We start from the raw sequence: 19662 nt of genomic DNA, 5'->3' as shown, positions 1-19662 counted from the left end.
CCGCATCGAAACATTGACACCCCTGGGGGTGTCCTCTAGCGTCGCGACCACTCCAAACGATATTTCGAACTGCGGTTCGAAATATCGAACGACTCGGACCGTCAGTGCCGCCTCCTCAGCCCGTCGCCGAACGCATCAGATGTGTCGAGCCGGCGGAGCCCGTGGCCGCTGCCGTCGAGACGCGGGGTAGTGCAGCGCTCAGGGGAGACGAGGGAGGCGAATGTCCATGGAGGACAGGCGGTTGTGGTCGCGGCGCAGCGTTCTGGGGATGGGGGCGGGAGTGCTCGGGGCGGCGGGCCTGGCCGCGTGCGGGGACAGCTCCGACTCGTCCGCGAGTGTGCAGCCGGACGTTCCGAAGGAACTGCTCGACCAGGCGGTGTCGCTCAAGGGTTCCTCGATGGGGGTGCTGTCGCAGAAGCTCTACTCGGCCACGGCGAACGATGCGCTCGACAAGTCGATCAGTAAGTTCGCCGACTCCACCGGTACGAAGATCGAGAACAGCCTGGTCCAGGCCGACGCCGGCGACGTCGTGGCCAAGATCGATGCTGAGGTGAAGGGCGGTGTCGCGCGCGACCTGGCGTTCATGACCGACTCCCGGTTCATCGCGCAGTTCCACGCCCTGGGCGACCTGGAGGACGTGACGGACGTCGTCAAGGCGCTGACCGCCAAGTACGGCGAACCCTGCGCGGAAGCCAAGAACTTCTGCGTCTTCGACGGCAAGTGGTTCGCGATCCCGTACCACTTCATCGGTATCGGGTCGTTCCTGCGCAAGGACTGGATGCAGGAGAAGGGCATCGCCCCCAAGGACGTCTACTCCTGGGAGGAACTGCGCGACCTGTGCCTGGCCATCTCGGATCCGGGCAAGCGCCGGTTCGGGTGGGGCCTCACGATGAACCGGTCCGGCGACGGCAACGGCGTGATCGAGGCGCTGATCAACGCGTACGGCGGGTCGATCGCCTCCAACGACGGCCGGAAGGTCACGTTCAACTCGCCCGAGACGGTGCAGGCCGTGACGTTCCTGGGCGACATCTACACCAACCCCAAGTACAAGCCGATGCTGCCGCCGGGCGTGGCCAGCTGGACCGACACCAGCAACAACGAGAACTGGCTCGCCGGGATCCTCGGCTACACCCGCAACAGCTTCAGCGTCTACGCGGACTCCAAGACCAAGAAGAATCCCGTGTACGAGAACACGCACGTCTTCTCCGACTGCACCGGGCCGGCGACCGACAAGTCCCTGCTGCTCGGCCAGTCCCAGGGGTTCGTCGTCTTCAAGGGAGCCAAGAACGCGGCGCTCGCCAAGCTCCTCGCGCAGTACCTGGTCAGCGGGCCCGCCCTGGTCGGGGTCGCGAAGGAGGCGCCCGGCCTGGTGATGCCCGCCTGGGACAAGGTCTGGGACGCCGACCCGTACTTCACCGGCGGCGACCCGTCGTTCCCGCTGCTGCGCACGATGTCCCAGCAGCCGCTGCCGCTGAAGACGAAGAACGGCCTCGCCTTCCCGCAGAAGGCCAGCGCCGGCCAGCAGGCCGTCGTCGCCGCTTACGTCCTGACCGACATGATGCAGCAGGTCGTTCAGGGAACCGCTCCCGCGCAGGCGGTGACCGCCGCTCACGCGAAAATGGTGCAGATCTTCAACCAGCAGGGTCTGCCCCAGTGAGCACCGTTCGTCAGGCCCCGGCCCCGGTGAAGCGGGCACCCTCGCCACCGGGGCCGGGCTCCCTCACGAAGACCCAGCGGTGGCTGGGTCGCGACTGGCGGCTGGCGGCCCTGTTCCTCGCGCCGACGGCCATCCTGGTCGGCGTGCTCGTGCTCCTGCCGATCGCCCGGTCGATGATCACCAGCACCACGGAACGCCACGGGCAGGACAGCGTCTTCGTCGGCCTGGACAACTACCTCGCCCTCGCCGGCGACGAGCAGTTCCGCACCGGCGTGGTGAACTCCTTCGTCTTCACCTCGTACGCCGAGATCTTCAAGGTTGTCCTGGGTCTTGCCGCGGCCCTGCTGTTGCATCACCGGCGTCGCGGCCGCGCCGTGCTCACCGGGCTGCTGCTGGTGCCGTGGGTGGTGCCGACGGTGGTGACGGCGTTCAGCTGGCGTACGTTGCTCGACCCGATCTTCGGCAGCGTCAACACCCTGCTCACCAGCTCGGGCATCGGTCCGCTGCTGGCCGACGCGCACCTGGTCGACAGCTGGCCCGCGGGCTGGCTGTCCGACCCGTCGCTGGCGATGCCGTCGGTGATCCTCGTCAACGTGTGGAAGGGCGTGCCGTTCTTCACGGTCTGCTTCCTCGCCGGGCTGAAGGCCATCCCGGCGGACCAGTACGAGGCGGCGACCATCGACGGCGCCTCGGCGTGGCAGCGCTTCGCCCACGTGACGCTGCCCGGACTGCGCCACGTCATGACCGTCACGGTGACCCTGTCGTCGATCTGGACGTTCAACAACTTCGACCTCATCTGGCTGCTCACCCAGGGCGGTCCGGGCGACGTGACCGCACCGTACGTGCTGGTGGCGTACTCGAAAGCGATCCTGCAGCTGCAGTACGGCGCGGGAGCGGCGGTCACGCTCGTCATGCTGCCGGTCATCGGCGGGCTCGTGTTCTTCCTGGTCCGGCTGCTGCGCCGCGATTCCGGCACGGGGCCGCTCCGCGGGCGCCGCAGCGACGGGCAGCCCGGGACGATGCGCAAGGCGCTGCCCTGGATTCTCACGGCTGTGTTCACCGGCCTGCTGGCGTGGGCGTCACCGGAGATTTTCTGGAAGGCCGTTGTCGTCCTCGGCGTGATCCTGCTGATCGCGGCGGTGGTGGGCCGGGTGGTGTCGACGCTCCAGGCCCGCGGCGGTCGCCGCACGTCGGCCGTGGTGTCGCGGACGGGATCCTGGGTGGCCATGGCGGGGCTGCTCGCCTTCGTGCTCGCCCCGCTGTACTGGATCGCCGTCACCGCCTTCAAGTCCGAGGGCCAGGTCGTCACGCGTACCCACGACCTGTGGCCGACGCCGTGGACCCTCGAGCAGTTCAGCGCGCTCTTCACCAACCAGCCGTTCGGCCGCTGGTACGCCAACACCCTGCTGGTGTCCGGCGCGTCGACGGTGGTGGCGCTCATCTGCGCCGTCCTGGGCGGCTACGCGCTGGCCCGGCTGCGCTTCCGCGGCGCGCAGGGCTTCACCGTCACGGTGCTGCTGACGTACGTGATGCCGGGCGCCCTGCTGTTCATCCCGCTGTACCAGCTGCTCATCGGCGTACGGCTCACCGACTCGCTGTGGTCGCTGGTGCTGACGTACCCGACCTTCACGCTCCCGTTCGCGACCTGGCTGCTGGCCGGATACTTCTCGTCCATCCCGGCCGAACTGGAGGAGGCCGCGCTCGTGGACGGCTGCTCGCGGGTTCAGGCGTTCGGGCGGGTGGTGCTGCCGCTGGCCAAGCCGGGAGTGCTGGCGGTCGCGCTGTTCACCCTCACCAACGCCTGGAACGAGTTCCTCTTCGCGTTCGTGTTCATCACCAAGGACGAGTACAAGACGCTCCCGGTCGGCATGCAGTCGATGATCGCCGGCGACGTGGTCCCGCAGGGACAGCTGGCGGCGGCGTCGCTGCTGGTGAGCATCCCGGTGGTGATCATGTACGCCTTCGGCCAGCGGTTCCTGACGGAAGGGCTGACGGCGGGGGCGGTGAAGGGCTGACCATGGCTTCTGCCGGGCTATCGTGGATCACATGGCCCGTTTCACCGTCACGCAGCAGGTGGCTGCGCCCGCCACCACGGTCTGGGCCACGATGGTCGACTGGCCCCGCCACGGCGACTGGGCGCCGCTGACCCGCGTACGGGTCACCTCCCCCCGGCCCGACGGCGCGGGCGCCGAATTCGTCGCCCGGACGGGGATCGGGCCGCTGGCATTCGACGACCCGATGACGGTCGAGCTGTGGCAGCCGCCGGGCGGGGACGGCCCGGACGACGACCCGGGCCGCTGCGAGGTGGTCAAGCGGGGGAGGGTGGTGCTGGGCCGGGCGGGATTCTCGGTGGTGCCGCTGGCGGGCGGCCGGAGCAGGGTGGACTGGGACGAGGACGTGACGGTGACTCCCCATCGGGTTACGCGGCTCGTGGGGCCGGTGTTGTCGCTTGCCGGTCGGGTCGGCTTCGGGGCGACCCTTCGCGCCATGGCGAAGGACGTGGAGCGGCAAGCCCGCTGAGACGGGTCACTCCGGGCAGGGATTTCAATCGAGCGATGAGCGCGCATCAGCGAGGGCAGCCGTGACCGCGCGACCGAGAAATCCGACCGGCAGCGGTGCCGGCGGACCGGAGCCGCCTCATCGCGGCGAGGGCGACGGGATCTCGCCACGATGCTCGGAGCGTGGCCGCCGCCCAGGACTCCGCCATGCGGATGGTCCAGCGGGGACGTGCAAGTCAGGACCGCGACACTGGTCCGGCTCGAGTCACCGAAGATCCATACTTGGCGCACGTCATGAACGTGTACGACCGGCTGGGGCCTGACCCGCCGAAAGTGGATGTCGCACTCAACGACGCTGCTCATCCCAGAGCGCATACGCTGGACCGGCATGGTCCCGGCGTCCCGCTGCGACATGAGCCCGGAGTTCAGACAATCGAGGGCCGGATCTACGGCGAGCACGGTTGGGCGCAACCCGAGAATCAGTCGTTCAAGTGGGACGACCCGTCGGTCATGACGCGCGAGATCAACGACTATGTACGGCGGAACTGGGAAACCATCCGCGGCGACCTGGCGATCGACGGCGTGCATGAGGGTCGCTTCGACGCCGGCCACCGTGTCGGCGAGGGTTTCCTCAACGGCGGGATGTACGGTTTCGGCCCCCGCCGTGCGGAGTACACACCGACCAGCTTGGTGCGGCTTCGTATCAGGATGGTGCCGGGCTCGGACCCTCCACAGCACTTCCTCGTCAGCGCCTTCCCAGCCGGGATACTGTGACGCGATGGACGCCTCGCAGATGCCCGCGTCATTGCGGGCTCGAATGGCGGAGAAGCAATCTCGGCCGCCACTGGAGAAGGTCCGTTCCCTGCTGCGTAGTCACGTCGCGGATACCGACGGGTGGGTTGAAGTCCGCGACGAACTTCGGATGACTCTTCAGCACAGCGCGTGGCCGCTGCGGGAGGGGCTCGAAGCCATAGATGCCGTGCTGGCCGCTGAGCTGCCGGCGGGCACGCTGCTGCGGATGGTGGCCGGCGACGCGGGCTGGCCGCTCGACGACGACCCGACGGATGCCGGCGCCGCTGAGTTTCTTCGGGAACTGTCGGAGCTGATTCGGTCTTTGCTCGCGGAAGAACCGTAGGACTGCCTTGACACGGCTCAGGTCGTGAAGATGACCACCCGAGCGTCGACGTTGACGACGTGCCCGGCGCCGAGGGGCGACAACGGCTCGTCCCAGTCGACATGTCCGCAGAGCGTCAGGGCCGTACGGCGCATGGCACGCTCGGGGTCGCCGATGATTCCGGAGACTCCAGCGAACGTCGTGCCGCCGAAGCCGCGACGGTCGCCGTCCAGCAGTGCTACGTGGGAACCCAGCTCCGCAACCTGCGCGGCGGTCACGTCGTCGTGGTTGCCGGCCACTCCGTACACCATCGGGCACCCCGCGGCGGCGAAGGCGAGCCACACGTCGAGGACCGCGCCGGACGCGCCGCGGCGGTCGGCTTCAGGTGCTGAGTACAGGTCGCCGGTTAGCAGGACGCCGACCCGGTCGGCCGGCGGCAGCAGTCCGCTCTCCGCCCACACGGCCAGATAGTCGGCGACCGCGATGCCGAGCAGCTGCGGCGCTCCGCCGAGCGGCGAGGGCGCGACTCCTTGCAGGTCCCCGGCGGCGAGCGTCGCGTCGCATCCGGCCGGGAGCTCGTCGACCTGCAACCGTTCGATGCTCAGCTGGACGTTCCGGGGCGCGCCACCGACGCCCGCCGCCCGGTAGGGAACCGTGGCCAGCCGATGCGTCCGTGGGTCCACCAGACGCATCTGCCGTACACCTCCATCGATGTCGGGTTCGACCCTACCGCCGCACCGCTCGGGTTTGAGTACGCTGTGGGGACCGTCGGCCGGGTTTGACCTGGGCATACGGTGACGGTCGACGACAGGAGGCCCGTCCTTGGTCAGGGGGGAGCGCGACGCCCGCCCGGCGCCGCCGCCGATCACCGGCCGGGCGGGGGAGTGTCGGGTTCTGCGGGATGCCGTGCGGCGGGCCGCTGCCGGCCGGGCCCAGGTCGTTGCCATCGGCGGGGAGCCCGGCATCGGGAAGACCCGGCTGGCGCGGGAGGGGTTGGCGATCGCCGAGGGCTCGGGGTTCACCGTGCTCGCCGGCGCCGCCGGGCCGTGGGATCGGGAGCTGTCACTGGCGCCCGTGGTCGAGGCGCTGCGGCCGCTTGTCGACGGCCGGGCCGCGCTGGGGCAGGGGTTCACCGACCTGGCCCGGCTCTTCGACGGGCTCGATGTTCCGGCGCCTGCCGATCTGGGAGATCCGGGGCTGGAGCGTACGCGGTTGTTCGAGGCGGTTCGGCGGCTTGTCGAGCGGTCCACCCGGCGGGCGCCGGTGGCGTGGTTGCTCGACGATGTGCACTGGGCGGACGCCGCCACCCTGGGCCTGGTCCAGTATCTGGTCCGTGGGCTGGCCGAGCGGCCGTTCCTGCTTCTTCTCACCCACCGCGCCGAGGTGCCGGAGGTGCTGGCCGCGCTGCGCCGGGCGGCCGAGTTCACCGCGCTGGATCTGCGCGGCCTCGGCGCCGGGGACGTCGCCGCCATCACGGAGGCGCTCGTGGGTGGGGCCGCCCCGCAGGCGCTGACCGAGCTGCTGGTCGAGCGGTCCGGCGGCGTGCCGCTGTTCGTCAGCGAGATCGTCGGCGCGCTGCTGGCTTCGGGGGCGCTGCGCCGCGTCGACGGGCACTGGGTGCTCGACCGTACGCCGGACGTACCGGTGCCGGCAGCCGTCGCCGAGCTCATGGGTGACCGGATCTCGGGGCTGGCGGAGACGGCGCAGGCCGTCCTGGATCTTCTCGCGGTGAGCCCGGGTGCGGTCCCGCACGCGCTGGTGGCCGCGGTCCTCGGCGAGCAGCGGGCGCTCGACGGGGTGACCGGGTTGCTCACCTCCGGCCTGATCGTCGAGGAGGAAGGGCCGGATGGCGTCGCCTACCGCCCCTCCCACCCGCTGCTCGCCGAGGTCGCGCACGAGCGGCTGCCGGCCGTCACGAGGCGCCGGTTGCATGCCGCTCTCGCACGTGCCACCCGGGCCTCGATGCCCGGGGACGCGTCCCGGACGGCCCGCCACGTCCGTGGTGCGGGTTCCGAGCTTCCGGCGGAGGAAGCCCTCGACGTGCTGGTCCCGGCCGCCGCGGAGGCCCTTCGCCGGCGGGCGGGGGAGGAGGCGGCAGCGGATGCGCAGGCCGCCCTGGACCGGCTCGCTGCGGACGACGACCGCCGGGCCGAACTGCTCGGCATCCTCGCCGTCGCCTCCGAGATCATCGGTGACTTCCCCGCCGCGACCACCGCTTGGTCGCGGGCCGCGTCTGCCGGCCCGCCCGGTCCGGAGCGCGCGGACCGCCTCCGGCGGGCGGCGCTCACCGACTGGAACGTCGGCCGCTTCGACGAGGCCTGGCAGCGGCTCGCCGATGCCGAGGACGAGCTGGCCACTGTCCCCGTGGGACCCGGCCACGTCGCCCTGCAGGAGACCCGGACGACGCTCGCCGGCCGCGTCGACGACGCGCGGCTCGCCGTCGAGCTCGACCGGCTCGGTGCTCTGGCGCGGGAGACCGGTTCCGGCAAGGCACGCCTGATGGAGCTGTACGCCCGCATCGCGCTGATGATCCGCCGAGGACAGCTCGAGGCGGCGGTGCCGTCGGTGCGCGAGCTGTACGCGCTGGCCGACGCGACCGGCGACGACGTGCTGCGCGAGCACGTCCGCCGCCCCGGGGGACAGCTCGCCTTCACCCGGGGTGATCTCGCCACGGCGGAGCACGACAGCCTCGACGGGCTCCGCTTCGCGGCACGGCTGGGGGTGCCGACGCTCGGCGGCGTGTACCTGCTCTATCTCAGCTTCATCGCCCAGGTACGCGGGGACGTGGCCGCGGAGGCGCGATGGCTGGCGAAGTTCAGCGACCTGGACCTCGGCGGCCGCTTCCAGCGAGGCGTGCTGATCCGGCAGGCCGTACGCGGGCAGGGGCTGGTCCGGCGCGGCCGGGCCGAGGAGGCACTCGCGCTCGTCGCGGCGGTCCGGTCGGAGCACGGTCACTGGGCACAGGGCGACCGGCACGCGTTCTCACCGATCGAGTACGTCGAATGCCTCGCGCTGCTGCAGTCCGGTGATGCGGCTCGTGCCCGCGCCCGCGCCGAGGAGACTCTTTCGGCGGGCAGTGCCCTGCTCGGCGGCTGCCTGCAGGTGCTCGCCGAGGCGTGCCTGCTCGACGGTGACGTGCCGGCCGCCCGGCAGGCGTTGAGCCGGCTGCGCGAGGTCGGGCCGGGCTCGCCGTGGCCCGCTGCCTCCGTACGCCGGATGGAAGGGCTGCTGCTGGCGGCCACCGGTGACCCGGGGGCGGCCGCGGCGGCACTGTCCAACTCCGCGGGCCGTTACGCGGCGCTCGGGTACCGGCTGGACGAGGTCTCGGCCCGGCTCGACGCCGCCACCGCCGTTCTCGACGCGGGCACGGCTGACGCGGCGACGGGGGAGGCCGTCCGCGCCGCGCTCAGCACCGCCGAGCGGATCGAGGCGGGTCACGAGGCGGATCGGGCCCGCGCCGTGCTGCGCCGGCTGGGCGTACGGACCGTGCGGGCCCGGCCCGCGACCGGACCGCTCGACCTCAGCCCGCGCGAGGAGGAGGTCGCGCGGCTGGTGGCGGAGGGGCTGTCGAACGCGGAGGTCTCGCGTCGGCTGTTCATCAGCCCGCGGACGGTGACGACGCACCTGCAGAACATCTACGTACGCCTCGGGGTCTCCTCCCGCACCGCGTTGACCCGCTACGTGCTCGACCGGACCGGAAATACGTAGGCCTGCGTATGCCGCGGGAACCAGGGATGGCGGAAACATCCTCCTCACAGCCGAGGAGGAGCCCGACCATGACCCCGTCAACCACCCTGAACCTCGCCGCGGTGCTCGAGCTCGACGCCGCGACGGACCCGTCGATCGCGGGCCGGAAAGCCGCGACGCTCGCCCGCCTGCTCGCCCTGGGCCTGCCCGTGCCCGACGGCGTCGTGCTGCGCGCCGACGCCACCTTCGACGAGCGCGTCGCGGATCTGCTGGCAGCGGCCGCCGCCCGGTGGGGTGACGTCCCGCTCGCCGTACGGTCGTCCGGACTCGACGAGGACCGCGCCGACGCCTCGTTCGCCGGGCTCTACGAGACCGTCCTCGACGTCCGCGGCCGCGACGCCCTGATCGCCGCCGTCGAGAGGTGCCGCGCCTCGGCCGGCGCCGATCGTGTCGCCCGGTATCACGGCAGCACCGGACGCGAGGCCGCCCCGATCGCTGTCCTCGTCCAGCCGCTGATCGAGGCAGTCGCCGCCGGCGTCGCTTTCACCGCCGACCCGGTGACCGGGGCGCGTGACGTCGTCACGATCGACGCCGTCCGCGGGCTCGGCGAGCGGCTGGTGAGCGGTGCCGCGACCCCCGAACACTGGCACGTCGGTCAGGTCGCGACCCGTACCGCGCAGTCACCGGAGGGTGCGGTCCTCACCGCGGCGCAGGCCGGAGCCGTGGCGGACGTCGCCCGCCGCGCGGAGGAGCTGCTGGACGGCCCGCAGGACGTCGAGTGGGCGCTCGACGCGGACGGCACGGTTCACCTGCTGCAGGCGCGCCCGGTGACGACCCTGCCGGAGTCCGCCCGGGTCGTCGTACCGGTCGAGGTGCCTGCCGACCCGCCGCCCGGCTTCTGGCAGCGGGAGGCCAGCCACGCGCCGCTGCCGTGGACCCCGCTGAACCGGTCCTGGCTGGACCGTCGCAGCCGGACGCTCGCCGAGGTCAGCAGGGACCTCGGGCTGCTCGTCGACGGTATCGAGTTCCTCGACATCGGCGGCTGGGAGTACCAGCGGATCGTCCCGCTGGGCGGCAAGGAGCCGCCGAAGGCGCCGGCCTGGGTGACCTGGCTCGCGGCTCGGCTGGCACCACCCATGCGCAGCCGCAACGCTGCGGCGCTCCAGGCCCAGGATCAGGACCTTCCCGGGCGATGGGTACGCCGTTGGCACGACCGGTGGCAGCCCGACCTGACGAGGCGTACCACCGAGCTGTTGGCCGTCGACCGGGCGGGGCTCAGCGACGACGCGCTCGCCGGGCACCTGCGGGACGCCGTCACGCTCGTCCGGGACGGCACGGACGTGCACTTCCGGTTGCACGGCGCTCTGTGCATGGAGTTGTCGCGATTCTTCTTCACCTGCCGGGACGTCCTCGGCCTCGACGTCGCGGAGACCTTCCGGCTCGTGTCCGGCACGTCGCACCGGTCGACGGCGCCGGCCCGTGCGCTCGCCGACGTGGCCGGGCTCGTCCGGCGCTCCCCGGCCGCGCTGGCCCGGCTGCGTGAGGGCGCGCCGCTGGCCGACGTGCAGGCCGCCGACCCGGCCGTCGCCGAGGCGCTGGACGCGTACCTGCGGGACTTCGGTTGCCGGGCGCTGCAGTACGACGCTGCCGAGCCGACCCTCGACGAGCGACCCGGTCTTGTCCTGGGTCTGCTGCGCGACCTGCTCGACGGCGACGCCGATCCCGCGGCCCAGGAGGCGGCCGTGGCGCGCAACCGTGAGGAGGCGCTCGCCGCCGCCCGCCGCTCCCTGGCCGGCCGCGCGGATGCCGACGCGGAACGTTTCGAGCGTGACCTCGCGGCCGCGACGCTGGCCTATCCGGTACGGGAGGACAACGAGTTCACGACGGTCAGCCGGCCACTGGCGGTGCTGCACCACGCCGCCCTCGCGATCGGCGTACGGCTGGCGGAACGCGGCCAGGTCGACCAGCCCGGGGACGCCTTCATGCTCGACGCCGACGAGCTCATCGCCGCGCTCGAGGACCGCTCCGATCAGCGCGAGGTCGTCCTTCGCCGGCTCGGCGAGCGCGCCTGGGTGCTCGCCCACCCGGGCCCCGACGTGTACGGGCCGGCCCCGGCCGACCCGCCGCCGCTGTCCCTGCTGCCCGGCCCGGCGCGGTTCGCGATGGAAGCGTTCCTCTGGACGACCAGTCAGATCTTCGCGCCGGTGCGCCCCGGCGACACCACCGGCCCGCTGCACGGCGTTGCCGGGTCCTCCGGCGTCTATACCGGTACGGTCCGCGTCGTCCGCGACGAGAGCGAGTTCTCCCGGCTGCGACCCGGCGACGTCCTCGTCTGCCCGTCGACGTCTCCGGTGTGGTCGGTGCTCTTCCCGTCGGTCGGCGCGCTCGTCACCGACTCCGGCGGCACGCTGTCCCACCCGGCGATCATCGCGCGCGAGTACGGCGTCCCGGCCGTCGTCGCGACCGCGTCGGCGACGTCCCGGCTCGCGGACGGCGACGTCGTCCGCGTTGACGGCACGAACGGCATCGTCACGATCGTTTCGGCGAGCGACCGATGACCACGTTCAACGCCGTGGCGGAAGCCATCCACATCGTGGCCGCGTTGCGCGCCGCGGAGCGGGCCGGCGTGCTGGCCGCGCTCGCCGTGGCTCCCGGCCCGGTCGAGGACGTCGCCGCGCGGGCCGGTACCGACCCCCGGAGCACGCGGCTGCTGCTCGAGGCGCTCGACGCGATCGGCGTAGTCGCGGCCGAGCCCGGCCGGTTCCGGCTCGCCGTTCCCGGCGCCGACCAGATCGGCGGGCTGCTGGCCACCGCGGACCGGCTCGACGAGACGGTCCGCACCGGCCTGCCGCCGGTCGACGTCCGTACCGCAGACGGGGCGGGCCGCCTCTATCCCGGTGCGGTCGCCGCGCTCTCGGCCGCGCAACGCGACATCGCGGACCGGGTCGCGGACGTCCTCGGCCCCGGCGTGCGGGACGTTCTCGACGTCGCCGCCGGGGGAGGGGTCTACGGCATCGCCGTCGCCCGCCGTACCCCGGAATCCCGGGTCACAGCCCTCGACCTGCCGGAGGTTCTGCCCACCACCCGGGCCGCGGTCGACGTCGCGGGCGTGGCCGGCCGGTTCTCGTTCTGGGGCACGGACGTGCTGACGGTCGGGGAGGCGCCGGCGCCGCGGTTCGACGTCGCCGTGGTGGCCAACCTCTGCCACCTCTTCGACCGGGTGACCTGCGCCGACCTGCTCCGCCGGGTCGCCTCCCTGCTGCGGCCGGGCGGGCGGGTCGCGGTGGTGGACGTCCTGCCCGCGGCCGCCGGGGACATCGCCGCCCGGCGGGCGGTCGCGCTCTACGCGCTCGGGCTTGCCGGGCGGACCTCGGCGGGCGGTGTGCACGAGCTCGGGGACTACCGCACCTGGCTCGCGGGCGCCGGCTTCGAGGAGCCGGACGTCGTACCGCTGGGCGGAAGCGTCCCGCTCTCCCTGGTGCTGGCCCGGGTGGCCGCGACCGACCGGACCCCGGCGGCGGTCTGACGGTCCGGCGGAAAACGCATACGCCGTCGCAACATGGTTCCGGCTTGGGTGGAGGTCCGACCAGCTGAAGGGACCGAAACCATGGCAGGGGATTCCGTACGGAGGATCGATCGGCGAAGGCTGCTCCGGTGGGGCGGGGCGGCCGTTGCGGGCGTACCGCTCGTGGGAGCCCGTCCCGCCGGGGCGCACGCCCCCACCCCGCCGGACACCCGGCCCGGCGGGGCGTACGACCGCTACGTGGCGGACCTGGCAGCCGACGGCAGGTTCTCCGGTGTCGTCCTGCTGTCCCACCGGGGCCGCACAGTCCTGTCGCGCAGCTACGGCATGGCCGACCGCGAGCGCGGGATCCGCAACCACGAGGGCACGGCGTTCAGCCTGAGCTCCGCCGGTAAGCCGTTCCACGCCGTGGCCATTCTGCAGCTCGCGCAGCGTGGCAAGCTGCAGTTGTCCGATCCGGTCGGCAAGTATCTGCGGGGGCTGGACAAGGAGATCGCCGAACGGGTGAGCATTCATCATCTGCTGTCCGGTGCCTCGGGGTTGGCCAGCCCGGACGAGGACGTGGAACGGGTCTTCCGGAGCAGGGCGGAGGTCCATGCTTACTACGTCCGCCGGGCCCGGGAGTCGCGGCTCGTGGGGGTTCCGGGGCTTCCCAGCACCACCCACGCCGAACCCGAGGTCCTGCTTCCGGCCCTCGTCGTGGAGGCCGTGACGGGTACGACGTACTGGGACTATGTCGAGGAGAACGTCTTCCGGCGGTGCGGGATGACCCGGTCGGGCTTCTTCACCCGGCCGCGGTGGCTCACCGACCGGCACGTCGCGCACCCGTACATGGACGTGGCCGGCGGGAGCGTGGTGGATGCCGTGCGCCACCTGGACGTGGGGAGCGCGTACCCGTACATGGCGGGCAAAAATCCGGGGCGGGCCTTCATCGATGCGCCCGGCGACGGGGGTTTCGCCACCGCGCCGGATCTTGCCCGGTTCGCGTACGCGTTGCGCGACGGCACCCTGCTGGACCGGCCGTGGGCCGATGTGCTGACCGGCGCCAAGCTTCCGCACGGTCCGGCGTCGTTCGGGGCGTACGGGGTCGCGCTCGACATCGTGGGCGGCCAGTGGGCGTTCCAGCGCGCCGGGGGGAATCCCGGGGTTGGTGCGAATTGGAGCATCTATCCGGATACCGGCTGGGTCGGTGTCATCCTCAGTAACTGTGACGGCGCGCCGCTGCAGGAGATGATCGCTCGGGAGACCGCGGCCGTCACGGGGGTCGTGTCCGAGGGCGGTGCCGGCGGGTGAGATGGGTGAGGGCGGTTCTCGCGGTGGTCTGCGTCGCGGGGATCGCGTACGTTCTGCGGCGGCCGCTGCTGATGGCCGCCCCGCAGTGCCTGGCGGGGCGGTGGCACGGCTGTTACGACACCGAGAATGGTGTGCTGCTCATGATGCTGCTCGGCCTGCCGGTGGCCGGTCTGGTGGTGTGGGCCCTGGCCACGGCCCGACGCCGGCGGGCGGGCGGTGCCGGGACGGCGTGGCGGCTGTCGCTGGCGGAGGTGGGCATGGTGTACGGGACGGTGCCGTTCGTGTGGATCACGATGATGCCGGGGCCGGGCGCGGGCGTGGTGCCGGGCCGGGTGAGCCTGGTGCCGTTGCGGGATCTCGCCACGATGGGCCCGCTCGGCATCGCCGGCAACCTGCTGATCTTCGCGGCGCTGGGCTTCTTCGCGCCGATGCGGTTCGCCCTGGTGGCGTCCGTGCCGCGGGTCCTGGCGCTCGGGGCAGGCTGCTCGGTCCTGGTCGAGGTCGCCCAGTACGTATTGCAGCTCGACCGGGTGTCCTCGGTGGATGATGTCCTCGTCAATGCCGCCGGCGCCGCGCTGGCCGGGCTGGCGTCGCGGAGATGGTGGCGGAGCGGCGAGGGGATCGAGCATCGCGCCGAGCAGGTGGCGGGCTGAGGTGCGGGTTCTCATCGTGGAGGACGAGCCGTACCTGGCCGAGGCGGTGCGGGCCGGGCTGCGGCTGGAGGCGATCGCGGCCGACATCGCCGGCGACGGCGCGACGGCGCTGGAGCTGCTGAGCGTCAATTCCTACGACCTCGCCGTCCTCGACCGGGACATCCCGGGTCCTTCCGGGGACGAGGTGGCCCGGCGCATCGTCGCGTCCGGCAGCGGCATCCCGATCCTGATGCTCACCGCGGCCGACCGCATCGACGACAAGGCCTCCGGGTTCGGGCTCGGCGCCGACGACTACCTCACCAAGCCGTTCGAGCTGCGCGAGCTCGTCCTGCGGCTGCGGGCGCTCGACCGCCGGCGCGCGTACGCCCGGCCCCCGGTCCGCGAGATCGCGGGCCTGCGGCTGGATCCCTTCCGCCGGCAGGTCTTCCGCGACGGAAGGTACGTCCCGCTGACCCGCAAGCAGTTCGCCGTGCTGGAGGTGCTCGTGGCGGCGGAGGGTGGTGTCGTGAGCGCCGAGGAGCTGCTCGAACGGGCCTGGGACGAGAACGCCAACCCGTTCACCAACGCGGTCCGGATCACCGTCTCCGCGCTGCGCAAGCGGCTCGGCGAACCGTGGATCATCGCCACGGTGCCGGGCGTCGGCTACCGCATCGAGGGAGCGGACGGTGACTAGAGCGCCGGGTCTCAGCGCCCGCCTCAAGCTGACTCTGAGCTACGCCGGGTTCGTCATGCTGGCCGGCGGCCTGATCCTGGCCACGGTGTGGGTGTTCCTGCTGCGGTACGTACCGGAGGTGGTCGACACCCCGCGGCCGCTCGGGCACGCCATGCCCCTGAGGTTCGTGCCGAACCGGTCGGATCTGCTGCGCGCCTTCGCCCCGAGGGCGGCCGTGGTGCTGGCCTTCCTTCTGCTGTTCGGCCTGGCCGGGGGATGGCTCCTGGCCGGGCGCATGCTCGCACCACTGAGTCACCTCACGCGTGCCACCCGGCTGGCCGCGGACGGCTCGCTGTCCCACCGGGTCCGGCTGGCGGGCCGCGGGGACGAGTTCCGTGAGCTCTCCGACGCGTTCGACTCGATGCTCGAACGGCTGGAGTCGCACGTCGCCGAGCAGCAGAGGTTCGCTGCTAACGCGTCGCACGAGCTGCGTACGCCGCTGGCCGTCTCGCGGACGCTTCTCGAGGTCGCCCGCAGGGATCCCGCGCTGGACCGCGACGAACTGATCGAGCGCCTGTACGCCGTGAACACCCGCGCGATCGAGCTCACCGAGGCGCTGCTCGTGCTCAGCCGCGGCGACCGGGGAGACTTCGCCCGCGAGCGCGTGGACCTCTCGCTGCTTGCCGAGGAAGCCGCCGAGACGCTGCTGCCCCTCGCCGAGCAGCGCGGCATCAGGCTGGAGGTGACCGGGGGCGCGGCCCCGGTGAGCGGCTCCGCCGAGCTGCTGCTGCGGATGGTGATGAACCTCGTGCAGAACGCCGTCGTCCACAACCTCCCGAGCGGCGGCAGCGTGCACGTGCACACCGGGGCGTACGGCGACACGAGCGTGCTGCGGGTGGAGAACACGGGCCGCCCGCTCGCCCCGGCCGTGGTGCCGACGTTCACCGAACCCTTTCAGCGGGGAGCGGAGCGCGTACGCACCGGCGAGCACGCGGGGGCCGGCCTCGGCCTGGCCATCGTGCGCAGCATCGTCCGCGCCCACCACGGAACGCTCGACCTGGCTCCGGGCACCCCCGGTGGCCTTGTGGTCACGGTGCGACTCCGAGGCGCTGCCCCGGAAGCCCATACGTGTCGCACTTCAGACAGTAATCGTTGAAAGCTGAACCGTTTCAGGGTGGCGCGAGTACATAATGCCGGATCACTTGGAGGGTCCGGAGGGGCTGACATCTCATGCGGAGCAAACCACGGTCCATTCGCTCGAAGATCATGCTGGCGCTGCTGCTGCCGGTGGTGGCGCTGATCGCGCTGTGGGCGCTGGACGTGCAGGACTCTTTCGATGCCGCGGCGGGGCTGCGGGACAGCCGCAACACCCGGGAGAACGTGAGCATCCCGTGCGACCAGCTGGTGGCGGCGCTGCAGGCCGAACGCAGCGCGTCCATCGAGGTGCTCGCGGCGCCGGGCGGGAGCGCCGCCGCCATCGGCTCCCAGCGCGCGGCGACCGACGCGTCCGTCTCCGCGTTCCGTGAGCACGCCGAGCTCTACCGGGGCAGGGGCATCTCCGCCGAGATCCTCCGCTCCCGGATCGCGGACATGGGCCCGGCGTTCGACTCGCTGGCGCTGCTCCGGACCCAGGTCGACGCCCGGACCGTCGCGCCGGCCGCCGTGCTGAGCGGGTACAGCAGCGTCATCAGCTACGCGTTCAGCGTCTCGACGGCCACCGCGGCCTCCAGCGATCCGCTGGTGGAACGGGTCATGCGGACGTCGGTCGGCCTGCGCCGGGCAGGCGAGCTGCTGCACCAGGAGGACGCGCTGCTGACCGGCGTGACGACGGCCGGGCGTTTCGGCGACGGGGAGTACCGGCAGCTGACCGAGATCGTCGGGGCGCTGCGGTTCCAGATCCCCACCGCCGGGTCCACGCTGCCGGCCCCGGACCAGGCGGCCTTCAAGAGCATGCTGAGCAGCCCGGCCTTCGCCGCGCTGCGGGCCGCCGAGGATCAGCTGCTCAACACCGGGGGAGCGGGGGACGCCGTACCGCTGACCCGCGAGGTCTGGAAGGCGACCTTCACCCCAGCCGTACGGCAGCTCTACGACTTCCTCGGTACGGGCTACGACAAGGCCGTCGGCTTCGCGAGCGCGGAACGCGACCGGGTCCTGTGGCGGTTCGGCATCTTCGGCGGGCTGGGCCTGATCGCGATCCTCATCTCGCTGTTCCTGTCGATCCGCATCGGCGGTTCCGTGGTGCGGCGGCTGTCGGTGCTGCGTACGGCGGCGAACGACCTCGCGCACCGGCGGCTGCCCGAGATGGTCGCGCGGCTGCGTGCCGGGGAGCAGATCGACGTGGAGAGCAACAGGCTGCGGCTCTCGCTCGGCGATGACGAGATCGCCGACGTGGGAGCGGCGCTGAGCGAGGTGCAGCGCAGCGCGGTCGACTCCGCCGCGGGCGAGGCCGCCATGCGGTACGACATGAACCGGGTCCTCGTGAACGTCGCACGGCGCAACCAGACCCTGATCGACCGTCAGCTCGAGGCCCTCGCCCAGATGCCGGGTACGGACGCCGCCGCGGGCCGGGCCGGGCAGCTGGCCGTGCAGATGCGCCGGCAGGCCGAGCACCTGGTGATTCTCTCGGGCTCGGCCCGGAGCCGGCGCGGGCTCGGCCCGGAGTCGCTGACCGCGATCGTCTCCCGGGCCGCCGGCCAGGTCGAGCACGCGGAGCGCATCCGGATCGGGGTGGTGCCGGACGCCGAGGTGCCGGAGCGGGCCGTCGCCGACATCGGGCACCTGCTCGCCGAACTGCTGGAGAACGCCACCACGTTCTCCCCGCCGGACACCACGGTGCGGGTCTCGGGGCACCGGGTCGCGGAGGGCGTCGTCGTCGAGATCGAGGACGACGGTCTGGGGATGTCGGCGTCCGCCCTGGAGGAGACCAACCGCAGGCTGGCCCAGCCGCAGGAGTTCGACCCGGCCACGAGCTCGCGGCTGGGGCTCGTCGTGGTGGCGCTGCTCGCCGCCCAGCGCGGCATCCGGGTCGTCCTCGCGCCGTCCGCCCAGCGGGGCACCACCGCGACGGTGACCGTGCCGGCGGAGCTGGCGGTGCCCGTGGCCGCCCCGGAGGCCAGGCCGGTCCCGCTGACCCGCCGGTCGAACGCGGCCAAGCTGGTGGGCATCGCGGGACAGCGGGGCCGGGCCACCGCCGACCGCGGTGCGGCACCCCGCCACGCCGCGGAGGACTGAGGCCGGCCGTCGGTGGCCGGCACCGCGACGGGGGACTTGCGGGCAAGATAGTAAGCGCGCATACTAAGTTCATGACGACGATCGCGACTGCCCGGCTCACCTCGGACGTACAGCCCCAGGCCTTCTTCGACCGCTGGGCGGACATGGCCACCTGGCCGGACTGGAACACCGACACCGAATGGGTACGCCTCGACGGCCCGTTCCGCACCGGCGCGACCGGGGCGCTGAAGCCCAAGGGCGGCCCGGTCACCCGGTTCGTGGTCAGCTCGCTGGTCCCGGGCCGCGAGTTCACCGACGTCTCCCTGCTGCTCGGGGCGCGGCTGACGTTCCAGCACCTCGTCGACGTGGACGCCGACGGGGCCACCACGGTCTCCGTACGGGTCACCCTCGCCGGCCCGCTCGCCTTCTTCTGGAAAGCCGTCCTGGGCAAGGGCATCGCGAAGGGCCTGGCCGGCGACCTCGCCCGGCTCGAGGCGGCTGCGCGTACGGCCGGGGTGACGGCATGAACCACTGGCTCGGCGTGGTGTGCCGCGACCACGTCCGGCGCGGCACCGAGCGGGGCATCGCCCAGCTCGGCCACGGCAAGCGCGACGGGCTCGCCCGGCTCGCGGCCGGCGACTGGCTCGTCTACTACTCGCCGCGGACCAGCCTGCGCGACGGCGATCCGCTGCAGGCGTTCACCGCGCTGGGCGTGGTCGCCGACGACGAGATCTGGCAGGCGCACGAGGGGAATTTCCACCCCTGGCGGCGCCGCGTCGACTACCTCGCGGACGTGACCGAGACGCCCATCCGGTCGCTGGGCCTCGAGCTCACCGCCCGGCCGGGCTGGGGCGCCCAGCTGCGCCGCGGCCTGGTCCCGCTCACCATGGACGACTTCGGCCGGATCCACGCGGCGATGGTGGCGCAGTGAGTCTCGCGACCCGCCACGAGAGCGCCGACGACAGCCCGGGGCTGCTCCTGTGGCAGGTCACGAACCGGTGGCAGGCGGCGCAGCGGGCGGCGCTCAAACCGTACGACATCACGCACGTGCAGTTCGTGCTGCTGGCGACGCTCACGTACCTGCAGGCGTCCGGGGCGGTCACCCAGAGGGCCCTCGCCGACATGGCCGCCACCGACCCGATGATGACCTCGCAGGTGCTCCGTACGCTGGAAAGCCGCGGCCTGGTGCACCGCCCGCCGCACCCGACCGACCGGCGCGCCCGAGCGGTGGCCGTCACCGAGGCGGGGCGGGACCTGGCCAACGAGGCCGTGGTCGCGGTGGAGGCCTGCGACACCGCCTTCTTCGCCGGCCTGGGCGGCGACCTGCCCGGGTTCACGAAGGCGCTGCGCGTGCTACGTCAGGGAGGGCAGTGAC

At 72.4% G+C, this 19662-nt stretch carries 17 protein-coding genes; 16 read left to right on the top strand and 1 reads right to left on the bottom strand.

Annotated elements, in window-relative coordinates; translation table 11 throughout:
* Positions 1 to 226: 226 nt before the first annotated feature.
* The 5 genes from IT780_RS23810 (at position 227) to IT780_RS23790 (ending at position 5290) form a co-directional block, all read left to right on the top strand.
* Positions 227 to 1657, top strand: a complete 1431-nt coding sequence (locus tag IT780_RS23810) for an extracellular solute-binding protein (RefSeq protein WP_199513868.1) — start codon at positions 227 to 229, stop codon at positions 1655 to 1657.
* The gene (locus IT780_RS23805) at positions 1654 to 3672 is read left to right on the top strand and encodes an ABC transporter permease (protein ID WP_199513867.1); all 2019 of its coding nucleotides are present in this window, start codon (positions 1654 to 1656) and stop codon (positions 3670 to 3672) included. The genes IT780_RS23810 and IT780_RS23805 overlap by 4 nt, the downstream gene beginning before the upstream one ends.
* A gap of 31 nt (positions 3673 to 3703) precedes the next feature.
* On the top strand, positions 3704 to 4177 hold the full coding sequence (locus IT780_RS23800) for an SRPBCC family protein (protein ID WP_199513866.1): 474 nt from the start codon (positions 3704 to 3706) through the stop codon (positions 4175 to 4177).
* 272 nt (positions 4178 to 4449) lie between these two features.
* Complete coding sequence (locus IT780_RS23795) at positions 4450 to 4929, top strand: hypothetical protein (protein WP_199513865.1); 480 nt, start codon at positions 4450 to 4452, stop codon at positions 4927 to 4929.
* A 4-nt stretch (positions 4930 to 4933) separates the two neighbouring features.
* Positions 4934 to 5290, top strand: coding sequence for a hypothetical protein (locus IT780_RS23790; RefSeq protein ID WP_199513864.1), 357 nt, complete (start codon positions 4934 to 4936; stop codon positions 5288 to 5290).
* 17 nt (positions 5291 to 5307) lie between these two features.
* Here the strand turns inward: IT780_RS23790 and IT780_RS23785 are convergent, their stop codons facing one another.
* Positions 5308 to 5961 (bottom strand): hypothetical protein, encoded by a 654-nt coding sequence (locus IT780_RS23785; RefSeq protein ID WP_199513863.1) that lies wholly within the window; start codon positions 5959 to 5961, stop codon positions 5308 to 5310.
* Between the two features lie 130 nt (positions 5962 to 6091).
* On the opposite strand from IT780_RS23785, the gene IT780_RS23780 reads away from it, so the two are divergent.
* The 11 genes from IT780_RS23780 (at position 6092) to IT780_RS23730 (ending at position 19661) form a co-directional block, all read left to right on the top strand.
* The gene (locus tag IT780_RS23780; RefSeq protein WP_199513862.1) at positions 6092 to 8977 is read left to right on the top strand and encodes a helix-turn-helix transcriptional regulator; all 2886 of its coding nucleotides are present in this window, start codon (positions 6092 to 6094) and stop codon (positions 8975 to 8977) included.
* Positions 8978 to 9045: 68 nt separating this feature from the next.
* The gene (locus tag IT780_RS23775) at positions 9046 to 11514 is read left to right on the top strand and encodes a PEP/pyruvate-binding domain-containing protein (protein ID WP_199513861.1); all 2469 of its coding nucleotides are present in this window, start codon (positions 9046 to 9048) and stop codon (positions 11512 to 11514) included.
* The gene (locus IT780_RS23770; protein ID WP_199513860.1) at positions 11511 to 12482 is read left to right on the top strand and encodes a methyltransferase; all 972 of its coding nucleotides are present in this window, start codon (positions 11511 to 11513) and stop codon (positions 12480 to 12482) included. Before IT780_RS23775 ends, IT780_RS23770 begins: the two co-directional genes overlap by 4 nt.
* Positions 12483 to 12644: 162 nt before the next feature.
* Complete coding sequence (locus IT780_RS23765; RefSeq protein ID WP_307831338.1) at positions 12645 to 13772, top strand: serine hydrolase domain-containing protein; 1128 nt, start codon at positions 12645 to 12647, stop codon at positions 13770 to 13772.
* Positions 13773 to 13777: 5 nt separating this feature from the next.
* On the top strand, positions 13778 to 14425 hold the full coding sequence (locus IT780_RS23760) for a VanZ family protein (RefSeq protein ID WP_307831337.1): 648 nt from the start codon (positions 13778 to 13780) through the stop codon (positions 14423 to 14425).
* Position 14426: 1 nt separating this feature from the next.
* On the top strand, positions 14427 to 15098 hold the full coding sequence (locus IT780_RS23755) for a response regulator transcription factor (RefSeq protein ID WP_199513858.1): 672 nt from the start codon (positions 14427 to 14429) through the stop codon (positions 15096 to 15098).
* Positions 15091 to 16233 carry a sensor histidine kinase gene (locus IT780_RS23750; protein WP_199513857.1) on the top strand — a complete coding sequence of 381 codons (1143 nt, stop codon included), beginning with the start codon at positions 15091 to 15093 and terminating at the stop codon, positions 16231 to 16233. Before IT780_RS23755 ends, IT780_RS23750 begins: the two co-directional genes overlap by 8 nt.
* A gap of 110 nt (positions 16234 to 16343) precedes the next feature.
* Entirely contained in the window at positions 16344 to 18308 is a 1965-nt protein-coding gene (locus IT780_RS23745; protein WP_233413398.1) for a sensor histidine kinase, read from the top strand.
* Positions 18309 to 18379: 71 nt separating this feature from the next.
* Positions 18380 to 18814: an SRPBCC family protein gene (locus IT780_RS23740; protein WP_199513855.1), complete on the top strand. Its 435-nt coding sequence runs from the start codon at positions 18380 to 18382 to the stop codon at positions 18812 to 18814.
* On the top strand, positions 18811 to 19218 hold the full coding sequence (locus IT780_RS23735) for an EVE domain-containing protein (RefSeq protein ID WP_199513854.1): 408 nt from the start codon (positions 18811 to 18813) through the stop codon (positions 19216 to 19218). The genes IT780_RS23740 and IT780_RS23735 overlap by 4 nt, the downstream gene beginning before the upstream one ends.
* A complete protein-coding gene (locus tag IT780_RS23730; protein WP_199513853.1) occupies positions 19215 to 19661 on the top strand; it encodes a MarR family winged helix-turn-helix transcriptional regulator in 447 nt (148 codons plus the stop codon). Before IT780_RS23735 ends, IT780_RS23730 begins: the two co-directional genes overlap by 4 nt.
* The last annotated feature ends 1 nt before the right edge of the window (position 19662 follow it).

The sequence above is a fragment of the Nucisporomicrobium flavum genome (genome assembly GCF_016464385.1).
In the GTDB taxonomy this organism is placed as follows: Bacteria; Actinomycetota; Actinomycetes; order Mycobacteriales; family Micromonosporaceae; genus Actinoplanes; species Actinoplanes flavus_A.
The sequence above is the reverse complement of the archived record's forward strand: the minus strand, read 5'-3'. Positions and strand labels throughout refer to the sequence as shown.

Bases quoted from the DNA above. Each gene is read 5' to 3' on its own strand.
- IT780_RS23775 (WP_199513861.1), top strand. From the start codon at position 9,046: ATGACCCCGTCAACCACCCTGAACCTCGCCGCGGTGCTCGAGCTCGAC.
- IT780_RS23810 (WP_199513868.1), top strand. From the start codon at position 227: ATGGAGGACAGGCGGTTGTGGTCGCGGCGCAGCGTTCTGGGGATGGGG.
- IT780_RS23785 (WP_199513863.1), bottom strand. From the start codon at position 5,961: ATGCGTCTGGTGGACCCACGGACGCATCGGCTGGCCACGGTTCCCTAC.
- IT780_RS23745 (WP_233413398.1), top strand. From the start codon at position 16,344: ATGCTGGCGCTGCTGCTGCCGGTGGTGGCGCTGATCGCGCTGTGGGCG.
- IT780_RS23790 (WP_199513864.1), top strand. From the start codon at position 4,934: ATGGACGCCTCGCAGATGCCCGCGTCATTGCGGGCTCGAATGGCGGAG.
- IT780_RS23735 (WP_199513854.1), top strand. From the start codon at position 18,811: ATGAACCACTGGCTCGGCGTGGTGTGCCGCGACCACGTCCGGCGCGGC.
- IT780_RS23740 (WP_199513855.1), top strand. From the start codon at position 18,380: ATGACGACGATCGCGACTGCCCGGCTCACCTCGGACGTACAGCCCCAG.
- IT780_RS23800 (WP_199513866.1), top strand. From the start codon at position 3,704: ATGGCCCGTTTCACCGTCACGCAGCAGGTGGCTGCGCCCGCCACCACG.
- IT780_RS23795 (WP_199513865.1), top strand. From the start codon at position 4,450: ATGAACGTGTACGACCGGCTGGGGCCTGACCCGCCGAAAGTGGATGTC.
- IT780_RS23770 (WP_199513860.1), top strand. From the start codon at position 11,511: ATGACCACGTTCAACGCCGTGGCGGAAGCCATCCACATCGTGGCCGCG.